19 protein-coding genes are annotated in these 16142 nt (G+C 71.4%); all 19 read left to right on the forward strand.

The window, feature by feature from the left end; genetic code table 11:
* Positions 1-165 precede the first annotated feature (165 nt).
* Complete coding sequence (locus NUV38_RS09960) at positions 166-552, forward strand: hypothetical protein (protein ID WP_257728980.1); 387 nt, start codon at positions 166-168, stop codon at positions 550-552.
* 71 nt (positions 553-623) lie between these two features.
* Positions 624-1109, forward strand: coding sequence for an HIT domain-containing protein (locus tag NUV38_RS09965; protein ID WP_257729058.1), 486 nt, complete (start codon positions 624-626; stop codon positions 1107-1109).
* Positions 1109-1747: a phosphatidylinositol phosphate synthase gene (gene pgsA / locus NUV38_RS09970; protein WP_257728981.1), complete on the forward strand. Its 639-nt coding sequence runs from the start codon at positions 1109-1111 to the stop codon at positions 1745-1747. Before NUV38_RS09965 ends, pgsA begins: the two co-directional genes overlap by 1 nt.
* Positions 1748-1824: 77 nt before the next feature.
* A complete protein-coding gene (locus NUV38_RS09975) occupies positions 1825-2874 on the forward strand; it encodes a diiron oxygenase (RefSeq protein ID WP_257728982.1) in 1050 nt (349 codons plus the stop codon).
* 3 nt (positions 2875-2877) lie between these two features.
* Positions 2878-4527 carry an FAD-dependent oxidoreductase gene (locus NUV38_RS09980; RefSeq protein WP_257728983.1) on the forward strand — a complete coding sequence of 550 codons (1650 nt, stop codon included), beginning with the start codon at positions 2878-2880 and terminating at the stop codon, positions 4525-4527.
* Between the two features lie 9 nt (positions 4528-4536).
* Entirely contained in the window at positions 4537-5466 is a 930-nt protein-coding gene (gene pdxS / locus NUV38_RS09985) for a pyridoxal 5'-phosphate synthase lyase subunit PdxS (protein ID WP_257728984.1), read from the forward strand.
* 159 nt (positions 5467-5625) lie between these two features.
* Complete coding sequence (locus tag NUV38_RS09990; protein ID WP_257728985.1) at positions 5626-6189, forward strand: alternate-type signal peptide domain-containing protein; 564 nt, start codon at positions 5626-5628, stop codon at positions 6187-6189.
* A 17-nt stretch (positions 6190-6206) separates the two neighbouring features.
* Positions 6207-6761, forward strand: coding sequence for a signal peptidase I (locus NUV38_RS09995; protein WP_257728986.1), 555 nt, complete (start codon positions 6207-6209; stop codon positions 6759-6761).
* Positions 6758-7465 carry an LPXTG cell wall anchor domain-containing protein gene (locus NUV38_RS10000; RefSeq protein WP_257728987.1) on the forward strand — a complete coding sequence of 236 codons (708 nt, stop codon included), beginning with the start codon at positions 6758-6760 and terminating at the stop codon, positions 7463-7465. The genes NUV38_RS09995 and NUV38_RS10000 overlap by 4 nt, the downstream gene beginning before the upstream one ends.
* Complete coding sequence (locus NUV38_RS10005) at positions 7462-8079, forward strand: SipW-dependent-type signal peptide-containing protein (protein ID WP_257728988.1); 618 nt, start codon at positions 7462-7464, stop codon at positions 8077-8079. Before NUV38_RS10000 ends, NUV38_RS10005 begins: the two co-directional genes overlap by 4 nt.
* 17 nt (positions 8080-8096) lie before the next feature.
* Entirely contained in the window at positions 8097-9122 is a 1026-nt protein-coding gene (locus NUV38_RS10010) for a signal peptidase I (protein ID WP_257728989.1), read from the forward strand.
* Positions 9123-9165: 43 nt separating this feature from the next.
* The gene (pdxT, locus tag NUV38_RS10015; RefSeq protein WP_257728990.1) at positions 9166-9789 is read left to right on the forward strand and encodes a pyridoxal 5'-phosphate synthase glutaminase subunit PdxT; all 624 of its coding nucleotides are present in this window, start codon (positions 9166-9168) and stop codon (positions 9787-9789) included.
* A gap of 41 nt (positions 9790-9830) precedes the next feature.
* On the forward strand, positions 9831-10586 hold the full coding sequence (locus NUV38_RS10020) for a YebC/PmpR family DNA-binding transcriptional regulator (protein ID WP_257728991.1): 756 nt from the start codon (positions 9831-9833) through the stop codon (positions 10584-10586).
* Positions 10587-10681: 95 nt separating this feature from the next.
* On the forward strand, positions 10682-11218 hold the full coding sequence (locus tag NUV38_RS10025) for a crossover junction endodeoxyribonuclease RuvC (RefSeq protein ID WP_257728992.1): 537 nt from the start codon (positions 10682-10684) through the stop codon (positions 11216-11218).
* Positions 11215-11808, forward strand: a complete 594-nt coding sequence (gene ruvA / locus NUV38_RS10030; RefSeq protein WP_257728993.1) for a Holliday junction branch migration protein RuvA — start codon at positions 11215-11217, stop codon at positions 11806-11808. The genes NUV38_RS10025 and ruvA overlap by 4 nt, the downstream gene beginning before the upstream one ends.
* A 5-nt stretch (positions 11809-11813) precedes the next feature.
* Complete coding sequence (gene ruvB, locus NUV38_RS10035) at positions 11814-12896, forward strand: Holliday junction branch migration DNA helicase RuvB (protein ID WP_257729059.1); 1083 nt, start codon at positions 11814-11816, stop codon at positions 12894-12896.
* Positions 12897-13031: 135 nt separating this feature from the next.
* Positions 13032-13325, forward strand: coding sequence for a preprotein translocase subunit YajC (gene yajC, locus NUV38_RS10040; RefSeq protein WP_257728994.1), 294 nt, complete (start codon positions 13032-13034; stop codon positions 13323-13325).
* Positions 13325-15013 (forward strand): protein translocase subunit SecD, encoded by a 1689-nt coding sequence (secD, locus tag NUV38_RS10045; RefSeq protein WP_257728995.1) that lies wholly within the window; start codon positions 13325-13327, stop codon positions 15011-15013. Before yajC ends, secD begins: the two co-directional genes overlap by 1 nt.
* Entirely contained in the window at positions 15013-16128 is a 1116-nt protein-coding gene (secF, locus tag NUV38_RS10050; protein ID WP_257728996.1) for a protein translocase subunit SecF, read from the forward strand. The genes secD and secF overlap by 1 nt, the downstream gene beginning before the upstream one ends.
* Positions 16129-16142: the final 14 nt, after the last annotated feature.

A 16142-nucleotide genomic window follows, 5' to 3' on the forward strand; every position in this document is an offset into this window, starting at 1 on the left:
CCCCCCCCCCCCCCCCCCCCCCCCCCCCCCCCCCCCCCCCCCCCCCCCCCCGCCCGGTCGGTCGGGGTGCGCTTCACGCCGTCGTTCTCGACCACCACGCGGCAGCTGCCGGACGTGGTGCTGACGCGAGCCGCGTCCGTGCGCAGCGGTTCCCAACCGCACACCATGACCGGCCGAGGCCGATTCACCCTCGTCCTCGCGGCGACACCGACCGAGCAGTCGAGCCGTGCTTCGCTCGACGTCCGGTTCCTGCCCCGCATCTCGTTCCCTGCGCGCACGACGAAGGTGCGTGCCCACCGACCGGTCTCCCGCACCGTCACCATCCAGGACGGGGCCGGGTTGAAGGCCGAGCTGCAGTACTGGAACCCTCGGTCCGGCTGGGACCCTGCCGGGCTGGAGCGGTCCATCTCGAGTGCCGGGAAGGTCCGCCTCACCGCTCCCGGTGCGCGTGGGACCCGGAAGTACCGGGTCGTCGTCTACTCGCCGGGCATCGGGGGTGGGCTGGAACCCGTCGTCGTCTCGCGCGCCACGTGGACGGTGCGCCACGGCTGAGCAAGCCCGGCCGATAGGTTGTGCGGGTGACTGCCGACGACCGCCTGGAGCGCCTCTGGGTGCCGTACCGCATGTCCTACGTGCGGGGCGAGGAGCCCGAGCCCGACGACTCCTGCCCGTTCTGCCGCATCGCCTCCGGCGGCCGCCAGTCCGAGCTCGTCGTGCACCGGGGGACCCACTGCTTCGTGGTCCTCAACCTCTACCCGTACAACCCAGGGCACCTGATGGTGGTCCCGAACCGGCACGTGGCCGACTACACCGACCTCACCGAGGACGAGACCTGCGAGGTCGCCACGCTCACCCAGCAGGCCCTGCGCGCGGTCCGTGCCGCCTCGAACCCCCACGGGTTCAACGTCGGGCTCAACCTCGGGGGAGTGGCGGGCGGCTCACTGTCGCAGCACCTGCACCAGCACGTGGTGCCTCGGTGGTCCGGCGACGCCAACTTCATGACCGTGATCGGGCAGACCAAGACGCTCCCGCAGCTGCTCGAGGACACCCGCGACCTCCTGGCCGACGCCTGGCCGGGGGAGACGCCCACGACCGAGGACGACGCCTGATGCTCGAACGTTTCCGCCAGTTCTGGACGAACATCTGGTCGCCCCTGGCCGACCTGCTGCTGCGGCTGGGCGTCAAGCCCGACCACGTCACGATCGTCGGCACCCTCGGGGTCAGCGCCGGCGCGCTGTGGTTCTTCCCGCGCGGGCAGTTCTTCGTCGGCGTCATGGTGGTCACCGCGTTCGTGTTCAGCGACCTCATGGACGGCTACATGGCCCGCAAGTCCGGTCAGTCCTCGAGGTGGGGGGCCTTCCTCGACTCGACGCTCGACCGGGTCGGCGACGCCGCGGTGTTCGGCGGACTCCTGCTCTACTACACGCGCGCCGACGCCGAGACCACCCTCGGCCCGGCCGACCTCTACCTCGGCCTGAGCCTCGCCTGCCTCGTGCTGGGCAACCTCACCTCCTACGCGCGGGCCCGCGCCGAGAGCCTGGGGATGCAGGCCAAGGGCGGCATCGCCGAGCGGGCCGACCGACTGGTCGCGATCCTGGTGATGACCGGTCTGAACGGTCTGTTCGGGCTGCCCGTCCTGACCGAGATCACGCTGTGGGCACTCGCCCTCGCGAGCCTGGTGACCGTGTTCCAGCGCATGGCGATCGTGCACCGGCAGGCTTTCCCACCCGCCGGGACGGAGTCCTGACCGTCCTCGACCGAACGTGACATCGCGAATGTGACATCGCTCTTGACACGTAGAGATGCGGGTCACATACTCGCGGTATGACCCTCATGGACGAGCACGACCTCGACCGCACCCAGGACGCGCTGGCCTCCCTGACGCGCAGCGAGTACGAGGCCACGCTGACCCAGCTGTCCCAGGCGTCGGTCGACCGTCACTTCGACGCGTTCGTCGATGTCCCGTGGGACCACCCGGACTTCGCGATCGACCCGACCGACGCCCACTGGGTGCTTCCGGAGGCCGACCCGCTCGGTGCCCACCCCTGGTACAAGTCGCTCCCCGTCGAGCGGCAGATCGAGATCGGGATGTGGCGCTACGCGAACATCTTCAAGGTCGGTCTGCAGTTCGAGAACCTCCTGATCCGCGGCATCATGCAGTACGTCTTCTCCCGCCCCAACGGGTCGGCCGAGTTCCGCTACCTCACCCACGAGGCCACGGAGGAGTGCCACCACACGCAGATGTTCCAGGAGTGCATCAACCGCATCGGCGCCGACGTCCCGGGCATGCCGCGGTGGATGCGGGCGATCCACGGGATCATCCCGCTCATGGCCTCGCGGTACCCGCTCGGCTTCTTCATCGCGGTGCTCGCGGGCGAGGAGCCGATCGACCACACGCAGAAGAAGATGCTGCGCGAGGGTGCCACGATCCCGCCGGTCATGCGCCGCATCATGCAGATCCACGTGGCGGAGGAGGCGCGGCACATCTCGTTCGCGCACGCCTACGTCATGCGCAGCGGACCCAACCTCGGGAAGGTCGACCGCTGGGTCATGTCGATGTTGTTCCCGATCATCATGCGCGTCGCGGGCGACCTCATCCTGGTCCCGCCGAAGGAGCTCCGGACCGAGATGGGCGTGCCGAAGGACGTCGTCAAGGAGCTCTACTGGAAGGCCCCGGAGTCGCGCGTGTTCCTCTCCGAGCTGTTCAGCGACGTGCGCATGCTGGCCGAGGAGTCCACGCTCATGACCCGGTCCTCGCGGCGCATGTGGCGCTGGCTCAAGATCGACGGTCGCCCGGCCCGCTACCGCAGCGAGCCTCCCGCGCGTCTGGCCGACCCCGCCTCGGTGGACCCCGCCTCGGTCGACCCGGTCTGACCCGTGACCCACGTCGTCACGCAGCCGTGCTGCGGTGACGCGGCCTGCGCGTTCGCCTGCCCCGTCAACTGCATCCACCCCACGCCGGACGAGCCGGACTTCGCGACGGCCGAGATGGTCTACATCGATCCTCAGGCCTGTGTCGACTGCGGAGCCTGTGTGAAGGCCTGCCCGGTGGGGGCGATCAAGCCGGAGTCGCGACTCACGGCCGACGAGCGCGTGTTCGTCGAGCTGAACGCGCTGTTCCACGCCGACTCCGACGTCGGCAACGGGCTGGAGTCCCCGACCCGACCGGCGCAGGCGCCGGTTCCGCCGGTCGTGCGCATCGACGGGTCGCGCCGGCTGAGCGTCGCCGTCGTCGGTGCCGGTCCCGCCGCGCTGTACGCGGCCGACGAGCTGCTCAAGCAGCGTCAGGTGCGGGTCCGCGTGCTCGACCGGTTGCCCACCCCGCACGGACTCGTCCGGGCCGGCGTCGCACCCGACCACCAGCACACCAAGGACATCGGGCGACTGTTCGAGAAGATCGAGTCCCACCCCGGCTTCGCGTACGAGCTCGGGGTCGAGGTCGGCACCGACGTCACGCACGACCAGCTGCTCGCCACCCACGACGCCGTCGTCTACGCGACGGGCGCGGCCGTGGACCGGCGACTCGACGTGCCGGGGGAGGACCTGCCCGGCAACGCGACCGCCACGGACGTGGTGGCCTGGTACAACGGGCACCCCGACCACGTGCAGGCGCCGCTGGACCTGACGGGGGACCGCATCGTGGTGGTCGGCAACGGCAACGTGGCACTCGACGTCTCGCGCGTGCTGCTGAGCGACCCGGAGTCGCTCGCGAGCACCGACATCGCCGACCACGCCCTCGACGCCCTGCGCGTCAGCAGGGTGAGGGTGGTGGAGGTCCTGGCGCGACGCGGTCCGGCCCAGGCCGCCTTCACCGTCCCCGAGCTCGTCGGGCTGCTGCACCACCCCGACCTCGACGTCGTCGTGCCGCAGCGCGAGCTGCTGGACGGGGACGACGTCAAGAGCCGCCTCCTGCGGGAGGGGACGGTCGCCGAGGCCGACCCGTCTCGACGGCACGTCGTCCTGCGCTTCCTCGTCGCACCGGTCGCGGTGCTGGGGGACGGGTCCGTCGCCGGGCTCGAGGTCACGCGCACGAGGCTCGCGACGGGACCCGACGGTGTGGTCGCAGCCGCGCCGACCGGCGACCACGACGTGATCCCCACCCGGGCGGTGCTCCGCTCCGTGGGGTACCGGTCCGCACCGGTCCCGGGGGTGCCGTTCGACCCGCTGACCCATCGCATCCCGAACGTCGGTGGACGCGTGCTCGACGTGCCGGGCGGGGACGTGCTTCCGCGCACCTACGTCGTCGGCTGGGCCAAGCGCGGTCCGTCCGGCTTCATCGGCACCAACAAGTCCTGCTCGCTCGAGACCGTGAACCACCTGCTCTCCGACGTGGCACAGGGACGGATCGAGGCCGTCGACCGGCCGGAGCTGCCGCGGGCGTCGGCCGGTGTGCTCGACCGCGAGGGCTGGCTGCTGCTCGACGCGCACGAGCGCGAGGCGGGCCGCAGGGCAGGACGTCCACGTCGCAAGGTGGTGGACCGGCGCCGGATGGTGGACGTCGTCGAGGCCGCCAGGAGCGGCCGATAGACTCGAGGGGTGAGCAACGAGCAGACCCCCTCCACGTCCCCCGACGGCACCAGCCCCCAGTCGACCGGCACCGCCCGCGTCAAGCGCGGCATGGCCGAGATGCTGAAGGGCGGCGTCATCATGGACGTCGTCGACGCCGACCAGGCGCGCATCGCCGAGGACGCCGGCGCCGTGGCCGTCATGGCCCTCGAGCGCGTCCCGGCCGACATCCGGGCCCAGGGTGGCGTGGCGCGCATGAGCGACCCGGACCTGATCGACGGCATCGTCTCGGCGGTCTCGATCCCGGTCATGGCCAAGGCCCGCATCGGGCACTTCGCCGAGGCGCAGGTGCTGCAGAGCCTGGGCGTCGACTACATCGACGAGTCCGAGGTGCTCACCCCGTCCGACTACGCGAACCACATCGACAAGTGGGCCTTCAACGTCCCGTTCGTGTGTGGCGCGACCAACCTGGGAGAGGCGCTGCGCCGACTCACCGAGGGCGCGGCCTTCATCCGCTCCAAGGGCGAGGCCGGCACGGGTGACGTCTCCAACGCCGTCACCCACATCCGGAAGATCACCGGCGAGATCCGCCGGCTGCAGTCGCTGCGCGACGACGAGCTCTACGTGGCGGCCAAGGAGCTGCAGGCCCCCTTCGAGCTGGTCAAGGAGGTCGCCGAGCTGGGCAAGCTGCCCGTCACGCTGTTCACGGCCGGCGGCATCGCCACCCCGGCCGACGCGGCGCTCGTCATGCAGCTCGGCTCGGAGGGCGTGTTCGTGGGCTCGGGCATCTTCAAGTCCGGCAACCCGGCCCAGCGCGCCGAGGCGATCGTCAAGGCCACCACGTTCTACGACGATCCCGACGTCGTCGCCAAGGTCTCCCGCGGACTGGGTGAGGCCATGGTCGGCATCAACGTCGACGACATTCCCGAGCCGCACCGCCTCGCCGAGCGCGGCTGGTAGCCGCACCCGGTGGCGGTGAGCCGCCGAGGTCTTTGGGATTTGTCTCCTACTTTCCCTGAATTCCCATGTGACGCAGGTCGCACGTCGCATGCTCGAGGTGAGGGCTCGTCCCTCGTGCCGGCGTAGGGAGCGCCGCGCCTCGAGACATGGGAGCATGCGATGAAGAACTCGACCAAGGGTGCGCTGGCCGCAGGTGCGGCCGCCGTCCTCCTGCTCGGTGGCGCCGGGACGCTGGCGTACTGGAGCGATGCCGTCGACCTTCCCGGCGGGAGCGTCACCTCCGGTGAGCTCAAGCTGCTGAACGAGTCCTGCGACGCCGACTGGGTCTATGCCGTCGGCAGTGCGAGCGCGGGCCAGACCGTGGACCTCGTCGTCCCCGGTGACGTGATCTCCAAGGAGTGCGAGTTCGAGGTCGTCGCCACGGGTGACAACCTGAGTGCCGACCTCGTCGTGCCCGACACCGCCACGTTCACGTCCGTGGCCCCGGCCGCCCCCAGCTTCGACGCGACGGTCGCGGCCACCTACGCCGACGCGGGCGGCGATCCGTTGCCGGCCACGATCACCGAGGCGAACGACGGTGTCGTCACCGCGACGATCAGCGTCACGTTCCCCTACGGCACGGCGCAGGACGATCCCGACCCGGTGAACATCAACGACACGCAGGGCGTGACGGCGACGTTGGACGCCATCACGGTCTCGGTCGAGCAGAACGACCCGAACTGATCGTCGGCGGTGATCCCGTGCGCCGGTGGTGGCGGATCGCCGTCCAGGTCGTGGCCTGGACGGTGATCCTCGGCGTCGGTGCGGCCCTGGTCGCGGCGGTCCTCGTGCCGCGCCTGGTCGGCGCCACCCCCTACACCGTCCTGACCGGCTCCATGCGTCCTGAGCTGCCGCCCGGGACGCTCGTGGTGGTCCGACCGGTCGACATGGACGACATCTCCGTCGGGGACACGATCACCTACCAGCTGCGATCGGGGGAGCCTGCGGTGGTGACCCACCGGGTGGTGGCCTCGGGGGTGAGGGCCGACGGGACGGCGGTGCTCACGACACGGGGCGACGCCAACCAGGTGTCCGACGCACGGCCGGTCCGTCAGGAGCAGGTGCGTGGCCGGGTCTGGTACGCGGTCCCGCACCTCGGGCGGCTCAACACCGCTCTCGACCCGGCGCAACGACAGACCGCGGTCCACGCCGTGGCGGCCGGTCTCCTGCTCTACTCCGCGTGGATCGTCGTCGCCGGCCTCGTCGCCCGCGGCGCGTCCGCACGTCGCGGGACCGTGAAGGAGGAAGCCCGGTGAAGCGCGGCCGACTGCTGCTCGCCGGCCTCGCGACGACGACGCTCCTCGGGGGGTCGGTGGCGCACGCGGCCGACGAGATCGGGCTCAGCAACGACGGGGTGACGTGGTCGTCCGGTCTGGACGCGCCTCTCTTCGACTCTGACGTGCGGTGGGTTCCGGGTGACTCGCGGACGGAGAGCTTCTACGTCCGCAACGAGGGGCCGAGCGGTGCCTCCCTGACCATCGAGGCCCGCAGCGAGGACGAGGACGACCTGCTCGCCGACGACGACATCGACCTGCGGGCGCGTGCGGACGGCGGCGCGTGGGTGGAGCTGCGCAACGGTGTCGCCTCCACCCGCCTCACCGAGCGTGAGATCGAGCAGGACGGGGTCGTGGAGGTGGACGTGAACGCGACGTTCGACCCGACGTCGACCAACCAGTCCCAGGTCCGGCGCCTGGCGCTCGACTTCCGTGTGCTGCTGGCCGACGCCGCCGGTACCGACGGGGAGAGCGACGCCGACGCGGACGGCGGCACCGATGCCGATCTCGACGGATCGGGCATCGACGCCGATCTCGACCCGCCGGCGGGCGAGGAGACCACCGGGGCCCTCCCCGGCACGGGCACGACGACCGAGCAGTGGATCCTGCTGCTCGGCGCCGCTTTCGTCGTCGGTGGGACCTCACTGGTGGTTCGCCGGCGCGACCGCGAGAGGGCAGGGCGATGAGCCGGCACGCCGGGCCGAGGCGGAGCAGGGCGGGAGAGCGTCGAGGACGGGTCCGGGTCCTTCTCTCCGCTGGGCTCGTGCTGGGACTCGGCTCGCTCAACACCATGGCGTCGTGGACGGACGACGCCGCGCTCGACGTCGGCACCATCCAGGCGGGTTCGCTCGACCTCCTGGTCGCCGGGAACCTCCCGGGTCAAGGGGGCACCACGACCACGCCGACGCTCGGTCTGACGGACATGGTCCCGGGCGAGAGCGTCGCCGTGACGGTCCCGGTCCAGCGTGCCGCGAGCACCGTCGGCTTCGCCTACACGGCGAGGGCGACCGCGGCGGGAGCGCTCGCCCCCTACCTCCGGTGGACCGTCACCGTCGGGTCGGCGGGCACGCCCAGCAGCTCCGGGCTGAGGACCAACACCTGCGGCGGGACCGCGCTCGTCACGAACGTCACGCTGTCGGGGACGCCCAGCGACGTCATCGCCTCGGCGCGCACGCTCTCCGGAGCGACCATGAGCGAGAACGTCTGCATCCGCGTGGAGCTCCCCAGCGGCACCGCCAACGCGGCGCAGGGTGCGTCGGCCACCGCCTCCTTCGTGTTCGCCGCGACGCAGCTGAGCTGATCGTCGTGCTGGAACGCGTGCGTCAGACGGTCCTCTGGGCGGGGGCCGGCCTGGGTGGTCTCTGCCTGTTGTGGGCGGTAGCGACCCACGTGCTCGGGCTCACGCCCCTCGTCTTCACGTCGGGGTCGATGGCCCCGCAGATCGCCGCGGGCGACCTCGCTCTCGCCGAGTCGGCCCCGGCGCGGGCGGTCGCGGTCGGCGACGTCGTCAGCGTGGTCAACGCCGCCGGTGTGCGCGTCACCCATCGCGTGGTCGACGTCGACCCGGTCGACGCCACGTCGGTCGTGCTCTCGTTGAAGGGTGACGCGAACGCCCGTCCGGACGCCGAGGCCTACAACGTCCGCGAGGTCGAGCGCGTCGTGACGTCGGTGCCCGCGGCGGGCTACGTCGTGGCGGCAGTCGGGACGCCGGCCGGGCGGTTCGCCGCCGGCGCAGGTCTGGGCCTGTGCCTCGTGCTCCTGGTGCCCTGGGGTCGTGGTGGGGCTCCTGCGGGCTCCCGCGCGGGTGTCCACCGGCGAGCTCACCCGCACCGCGCCCGTCGATCGATGTCGTCCGCGGGTCGCGGCGCGGCCGCGCTGGTCGCCGTCGCCCTGGCGGTGGCGCCCTCGTCCTCGCGGGCGGTGCCGACCGACGCGTCGTTCACCGACGACGGCACGCTGGCGTCGACCTCGTCCGCCCGCACGATCGGCTCCCAGGCCCAGCCGGTCTGCGCCAACGTCGACGGGGTGCTGGTGCTGGGCAACATCGCCCGCGTGACCTGGAGCCAGGTGGCCTCGGACCAGGAGTACGCCTGGGTGCTCCGGCGCACCGACAACGGCACCGCGGTCGCCTCGGGGACGGCAGGGACGGGCCAGGCTGCCGGGACGACCGTCCAGGTGGACCTCGGCACCGGGCTCCTCGGCACGAACACGAACTACGACCTCGTCGTGACGGCCAGGCTCGCGTCCTCGCCCACCTGGGTCGCCGCGACCTCGACCACCACGCCGGTGCGTCGCGCCAGCATCCTCATCATCGGCGCGGCCGTCCGGTGCGGGCACACGTGAGGCGCCACGCGGGCGCGGCGGGCCGCCTCACTACGCTGTCCCGGTGAGCTCACCGACCATCGGCGTCTTCGCCCTGCAGGGCGACGTCCGCGAGCACCTGCAGGCCCTCGAGGCGCTGGGCGTCCAGGCCGTCACGGTGCGTCGCGAGGAGGAGCTCGACCGCGTCGACGGCTTGGTGATCCCCGGCGGGGAGTCCACCACGATGATCAAGCTGGCCGACGTCTTCGGCGTGGCCGAGGCGTTCCGCCGTCGGATCGCGGACGGGTTGCCCACGTTCGGCACGTGCGCCGGGATGATCATGCTGGCCGACCGGCTCGTCGACGGTGCCGAGGGACAGACGACCTTCGGTGGGCTCGACGTCACGGTGCGGCGCAACGCCTTCGGGCGGCAGGTCGACTCCTTCGAGGCCGACGTCGACTTCACGACCTTCGACGACCCCGTCCACGCGGTGTTCATCCGCGCGCCCTGGGTGGAGGAGACGGGTGCTGGCGTGGAGGTGCTGGCCACGGTCCCGGTCGGTCCGGGTGCCGCGGCGGGCGCGACGGACCGTGCTGCCGATAGGATCGTGGCGGTCCGGCAGGGATCGGTGCTCGCGACGTCGTTCCACCCCGAGGTGGGCGACGACCTGCGCCTGCACCGCCTGTTCCTGGACCTCGTGACGACGTAGGGATCCGCCACTCGCCAGGGTGGCGCGGAAAGGGGCACGGGATGTCAGGCCACTCCAAGTGGGCGACGACCAAGCACAAGAAGGCCGCGATCGACGCCAAGCGCGGCAAGATGTTCGCCAAGCTGATCAAGAACATCGAGGTGGCGGCGCGCACGGGCGGCCCCGACCCCGACGGCAACCCGACGCTCTACGACGCGATCCAGAAGGCCAAGAAGTCGTCGGTCCCGAACGACAACATCGACCGTGCGGTCAAGCGCGGCGGCGGGATCGGCGAGGACGCCGTCGACTACACGACGATCACGTACGAGGTGTACGGCCCGAGCGGCGTCGCCCTCCTGGTGGAGTGCCTCACCGACAACAAGAACCGGGCCGCCATGGAGGTCCGCACCGCGGTCAGCCGCAACGGTGGCAACCTCGCCGACCCGGGCTCGGTGGCGTACATGTTCCACCGCAAGGGCGTCGTGCAGGTGCCGGCCCAGGACGCCGGCGAGGACGACATCCTCCTGGCGGTGCTCGACGCCGGTGCCGAGGAGGTCAAGGACCACGGCGAGTCGTTCGAGGTGATCAGCGAGGCGTCCGACCTGGTCGCGGTCCGCACCGCGCTGCAGGACGCCGGTCTGGACTACGACTCCGCGGAGGCCTCCTTCGTCCCGTCGGTCGAGGTGCCGGTCGACGTCGAGGGCGCCAAGAAGGTCATCAAGCTGGTCGACGCGCTCGAGGACCTCGACGACGTCCAGAACGTCTACTCCAACGTCGACATGAGCGACGAGGTGCTCGCCGCGCTCGACGAGGAGTAGGTCCGCCAGGGGCATCGGTCGTCGGTGCCGGCGGGAGGCGCGTCGGTCGGCGTGGCGTCCGGTGGGGCGTCGGGGGAGCGGGTTATCGTTCGAACATGCGTTCTCCCACGCGTGTGCTCGCGGTCGATCCCGGGCTCACCCGCCTCGGCCTCGGCGTCGTCGAGGGCTCGGTCGGTCGACCGCTGCACCTCGTCCACGTCGACGTGCTGCGCACCCCGGCCGACCTCGACACGGCCAAGCGACTGCACCGGCTCGAGCAGGGGCTCGAGGAGGCGATCCGGCTGCACCGTCCTGCGGTCGTCGCGGTCGAGCGGGTCTTCGCCCAGAACAACGTGCGCACCGTCATGGGCACCGCCCAGGCCAGCGGCGTGGCCATGCTGGTCGCCGCACGGCACGGCATCGAGGTCCGGCTGCACACGCCCAGCGAGGTCAAGGCCGCCGTCACCGGCAGCGGTCGGGCCGACAAGGCCCAGGTGGCCGCCATGGTGGTCCGGCTCCTCCGGCTCGCCGAGGCTCCGAAGCCGGTCGACGCCACCGATGCGCTGGCCCTGGCCATCTGCCAGATCTGGCGCGGGGGAGCGCAGAACCGCCTGCAGCAGGCGCAGGCCCAGCTGAAGGAGTCCGTCCGATGATCGCCCACGTGCGCGGCGAGGTCGCCGCCCTCTCGCTCGACTCCGCGGTCATCGACGTCGGCGGCCTCGGCCACCACGTCTACTGCACGCCGGGCACCCTCGCGCGGCTGCGGCTGGGGGAGCAGGCCCGGCTGGCCACGTCGCTCGTGGTGCGCGAGGACTCCCTCACCCTCTACGGCTTCGCCGACACCGAGGAGCGCGACATGTTCGTGCTCGTGCAGACGGCCAGCGGGATCGGCCCCAAGGTGGCCCAGGCCATGCTCGCCGTCCTCCCGCCGGACCGCCTTCGACGCGCCATCGCCGAGTCCGACCACGCCGCGCTCACCTCGGTCCCGGGCATCGGCCGCAAGGGTGCCGAACGCATCGTGGTGGAGCTCAAGGACCGGGTCGGGCCGGTGCTTCCTGCGTCCGCCGCGCCGGGGACCTCGACCGCGCCCTGGCGTGCCCAGGTCCTGCAGGCCCTCGAGGGTCTCGGGTGGTCCACCCGCGACGCCGAGAAGGCCGTCGAGTCCGTCGCCGACGCCGCCGGTGACTCGCCCGACGTCGGGCAGCTGCTGCGGCTCGCCCTCCGATCGTTGTCCAAGGCGTGAGCGGCGTGCACGACGACTCCTACCCCGAGGCAACCGCCTACGACGTCGACGGGCTCGACGCAGTTCTCGCCGAGGCCACGCCCGACGACCGTGCGTTCGACGCGGCCCTGCGTCCGCGCACGCTCGAGGAGCTCGTCGGCCAGGAGCGCGTGCGCGAGCAGCTGTCCCTCGTGCTCGAGGCCGCGCAGGGAAGGGGACGGACACCCGACCACGTGCTGCTGTCGGGACCGCCCGGCCTGGGCAAGACCACCATCGCGATGATCATCGCGCACCAGCTGGGAGCCCACCTGAGGCTCACCAGCGGGCCCGCGATCCAGCACGCCGGCGACCTCGCAGCGATCCTCTCGGGCGTCGACGAGGGCGACGTCCTGTTCATCGACGAGATCCACCGCATGTCGCGCCCGGCTGAGGAGCTCCTCTACATGGCCATGGAGGACTTCCGGGTCGACGTCATCGTCGGCAAGGGCCCCGGTGCCACGGCTATTCCCCTGGAGATCCCACCCTTCACCGTCGTCGGGGCCACCACCCGGGCCGGACTGCTGCCGGGGCCATTGCGCGACCGGTTCGGCTTCACCGCCCAGCTCGACTACTACGAGTCCGCCGAGCTCAAGCGCATCGTCGAGCGGTCCGCGCGACTGCTGGACCTGACGATCTCCGACGACGGCTCCCACGAGATCGCGTCCCGCTCGCGTGGGACCCCCCGCATCGCCAACCGCCTGCTGAGACGGGTGCGTGACTACGCCCAGGTGCGCGGCGACGGCACCGTCGGGCACGGCGAGGCCCGCAGTGCGCTCGCCCTGTACGAGGTCGACGACCTGGGGCTCGACCGTCTGGACCGGGCGGTGCTCCAGGCGTTGTGCGCCAGCTTCGGCGGGGGTCCGGTGGGCATCAGCACGCTCGCGGTCGCCGTCGGTGAGGAGCGCGAGACCGTCGAGGAGCTCGCCGAGCCCTTCCTCGTGCGTCTGGGCTTCCTGGCGCGCACACCGCGCGGGCGCATCGCGACGCCTGCCGCCTGGCGCCACCTCGGTCTGGCGGCGCCCGCCGGGACCGACCAGATGCCGCTCGACGACGCCGCGGACCCGACCTAGAGGTACCTGCTCGACCCGCGCGCCGTCCGTGGAAGCATGGACAGGGCCGCCGGGCTTGGTTGCATGTCTAAACTACTCCCTGGCCCCGTGCCAGGTCCGCTGTGCGGACGACATTTCCTTCGACGGAGCAATCTCGTGTCCGATGTCTACAGCTTCATCCCGCTCGTCCTCCTGCTGGTCATCTTCTACCTCCTGGTCATGCGGCCCGCGCGGGCTCGCCAGAAGGACTACCTCGCCACCCAGTCCGCGCTCGAGCCGGGCCGTCGGGTCATGCTCGCCAGCGGCATCTTCGGCGAGCTCGTGTCGCTGGGCGACACCGAGGCCGAGCTGCGCATCGCCCCGAACACGGTGATCACCGTCAACCGCCAGGCCGTTGCGAAGGTCGTCGACCCGAGCCCGACCACCGAACCGGAGAGTCCGATCGACTGATGGCCAGACCCGCGCCCCGCTCCGGCAGGAACAGTGCCGGCATCCCGCGTCCGCGACGCACGCTGCTGCTGTTCCTCGCCCTGCTCCTCGCCCTGTTCGGCCTGCTGGTGGGCCTCGACCTGAAGGACGGGGGCGGGGTCTGGAAGCCCAGGCTCGGGCTCGACCTGCAGGGCGGCACCCGCATCACCCTGCAGGCCGAGGCGTCGTCCGGTGACGTCACGGCGACAAAGCTGCAGGAGGCGCGCGACATCATCGACCAGCGGGTCAACGCGACCGGTGTGAGCGAGGCCGAGGTCTCCACGCAGGGCGGCAACCAGGTCGTCATCGAGATCCCGGGGGAGCGCAAGGGCAACATCGTCGACGAGGTGGGCCGCACCGCCCAGCTGCGCTTCCGCCTGCTCTGGGGATCGGGACAGAGCGCGACCCAGGCGCCCGACGAGAAGGCGGTCGCCGCGGCCGCCAAGACCGTCAGCGCAGCGGACTGGTCGAAGCTCTCGCTCGACCAGCTCATCGCCGCGGAGACCCAGGGTCTGGACTCGCTGCCGAAGGCCTACGCCTCGGCCGCCGAGGCGTTGCAGACCGAGCTGGCCGGGTTCCGGTGCACGAAGGACGACCTCGCGGTCGACGACGTGCCGGACGAGCCGATCGTCTCCTGCGACCCGTCCACGGGCGAGACGATGATCCTCAGCCCCACGGTCATCGAGGGCACCCAGGTCAAGAGCGCGGACGCCGTCGTGCCCCAGGGCTCCGTCGAGTGGGTCGTGGCGATCGAGCTGCGCAAGGCCGGGACCAAGGCCTTCGACACCATCACCGACGCGCTGTACCAGCAGGAGCAGGCCGGCAACCAGGCTGCGTCGCGCTTCGCGATCGTGCTCGACGGCGAGGTGCTGAGCGCCCCGACCACCAACGGCCACTTCACCAACGGGAGCTCGCAGATCTCCGGCGGGTTCACGCAGTCCACGTCGCAGTCGTTGGCCAACCAGCTGAAGTACGGGGCGTTGCCGCTCACCTTCGAGGTGAACGGGGTGTCCGTCGAGGGCCCCTCGCTCGCCGGGTCCCAGCTGCAGGCCGGCATCATCGCCGGAGCCATCGGGCTCGTGCTCGTGATGGCCTACCTGCTGCTCTACTACCGCGCGCTCGGACTCGTGGCCATCGGCTCGTTGCTCGTCGCCGGCGCGTCCACCTACGCCATGGTGCTGCTGCTCGGGAAGTCGCTCGGCTTCACGCTGACCCTGCCCGGCATCGCCGGCCTCATCGTGGCCATCGGGATCACCGCGGACTCGTTCATCGTCCTGTTCGAACGGATCCGTGACGAGGTGCGCGACGGCAAGTCGCTGCGGCTGGCCGTCGAGTCCGGCTGGGAGCGCGCACGTCGCACCATCCTGGCCGCGGACGGTGTCTCGTTGCTGGCGGCGGTGATCCTGTTCATCTTCGCGATCGGCGTCGTCCGCGGCTTCGCCTTCGCACTGGGTCTCACCACGGTGATCGACGTGGTCGTGGTGTTCCTGTTCACCAAGCCGCTCATGTCGCTCCTGGCCCGCACCAGGTTCTTCGGTCGCGGCCACAAGCTGTCCGGCTTCGACGCCGCCCACCTCGGCATCGGGGACCGGGCCGTCGACCGCACCGGTCCGGTCCGCCGTCCGGACCGGGCCCCGACACCCGGCAGCACCACGGGAGGACGATCCTGATGGGACGCATCAGCAGCTTCGGCCAGCACCTCTACACCGGGCGGGTCTCGGTCGACTTCGTCGGGCGTCGTCGGCTCTGGTACTCGATCTCCGTGCTCATCCTCCTCGCCTCCACGCTCGGCTTCGTCGTGCAGGGCTTCAACCTCGGCATCGAGTTCAAGGGTGGTGTGGAGCTGACCGCCAAGGTGCAGAAGGCCGACGCGGCCACCGCCGACGCCCTCTCCCAGGCGATCGAGGACGCCGACGTCCCCGCCGCCGGTGATCCGATCGTCACGACCTCCGGCTCGGACACCATCCGGATCGACGTCCGTGCCCTCAGCCAGGACGAGACGTCGGTGCTCGAGAAGGCCCTGACCGACGCGGGCGCCGAGGAGGTGAGCCAGAACCTCATCGGTCCGTCGTGGGGCAGGCAGGTGGCCAGCAAGGCGCTCACCGGCCTCGCCGTCTTCCTGGTCGTGGTCGTCATCTTCATCGCCGCCTACTTCCGTGACTGGCGCATGTCGCTCGCGGCGCTCGTGGCGCTCGCCCACGACGTCCTCATCACCGCGGGTGTCTACGCGTGGTCCGGCTTCGAGGTCACGCCGGCCACCGTCACCGGCTTCCTGACGATCCTGGGCTACTCGCTCTACGACACCGTGGTCGTCTACGACAAGGTGCGCGAGAACACGCACGGCGTGCTCGCCTCGTCGCGTCGTACCTATGCCGAGCAGGCGAACCTCGCCGTCAACCAGACGCTCGTGCGCTCGGTGAACACGTCCATCACCGCGCTGCTGCCCGTCCTGGCGCTGCTCGTCGTGGGCACGTTCGTGCTCGGGCAGGGACCGTTGAAGGACCTCGCGCTCGCCCTGTTCATCGGCATGGCCGCCGGAACCTACTCGTCCATCTGCATCGCGACACCGCTCGCCGTGCAGCTGCGCGAGCACGACCCGGAGGTCGCGGCCCACACCAAGCGCGTGCTCGCCCGGCGCGAGAAGGACGCCGCGGCGCCCAGCGCGGGCGAGGCGGCGCCGGTGACGTCCGGGGTGGGAGCGGGAGGTCGGCGCCAGCCGACGCGAGGTCCGCGGTCCTCGCGCAGGCGCGGCGGCACCGGTCAGGGCGGGGCGGGGCGGTCCTGAGCTCTCAGGCGGCC

Source organism: Aeromicrobium sp. 50.2.37, assembly GCF_024655735.1.
Lineage (GTDB): Bacteria > Actinomycetota > Actinomycetes > Propionibacteriales > Nocardioidaceae > Aeromicrobium.

What these genes read in the sequence shown, in the direction of transcription:
- NUV38_RS09960 (WP_257728980.1), top strand. Translation starts at nt 166, where the DNA reads ATGACCGGCCGAGGCCGATTCACCCTCGTCCTCGCGGCGACACCGACC.
- NUV38_RS09965 (WP_257729058.1), top strand. Translation starts at nt 624, where the DNA reads ATGTCCTACGTGCGGGGCGAGGAGCCCGAGCCCGACGACTCCTGCCCG.
- pgsA (WP_257728981.1), top strand. Translation starts at nt 1,109, where the DNA reads ATGCTCGAACGTTTCCGCCAGTTCTGGACGAACATCTGGTCGCCCCTG.
- NUV38_RS09975 (WP_257728982.1), top strand. Translation starts at nt 1,825, where the DNA reads ATGACCCTCATGGACGAGCACGACCTCGACCGCACCCAGGACGCGCTG.
- NUV38_RS09990 (WP_257728985.1), top strand. Translation starts at nt 5,626, where the DNA reads ATGAAGAACTCGACCAAGGGTGCGCTGGCCGCAGGTGCGGCCGCCGTC.
- NUV38_RS10005 (WP_257728988.1), top strand. Translation starts at nt 7,462, where the DNA reads ATGAGCCGGCACGCCGGGCCGAGGCGGAGCAGGGCGGGAGAGCGTCGA.
- NUV38_RS10020 (WP_257728991.1), top strand. Translation starts at nt 9,831, where the DNA reads ATGTCAGGCCACTCCAAGTGGGCGACGACCAAGCACAAGAAGGCCGCG.
- NUV38_RS10025 (WP_257728992.1), top strand. Translation starts at nt 10,682, where the DNA reads ATGCGTTCTCCCACGCGTGTGCTCGCGGTCGATCCCGGGCTCACCCGC.
- ruvA (WP_257728993.1), top strand. Translation starts at nt 11,215, where the DNA reads ATGATCGCCCACGTGCGCGGCGAGGTCGCCGCCCTCTCGCTCGACTCC.
- secD (WP_257728995.1), top strand. Translation starts at nt 13,325, where the DNA reads ATGGCCAGACCCGCGCCCCGCTCCGGCAGGAACAGTGCCGGCATCCCG.
- secF (WP_257728996.1), top strand. Translation starts at nt 15,013, where the DNA reads ATGGGACGCATCAGCAGCTTCGGCCAGCACCTCTACACCGGGCGGGTC.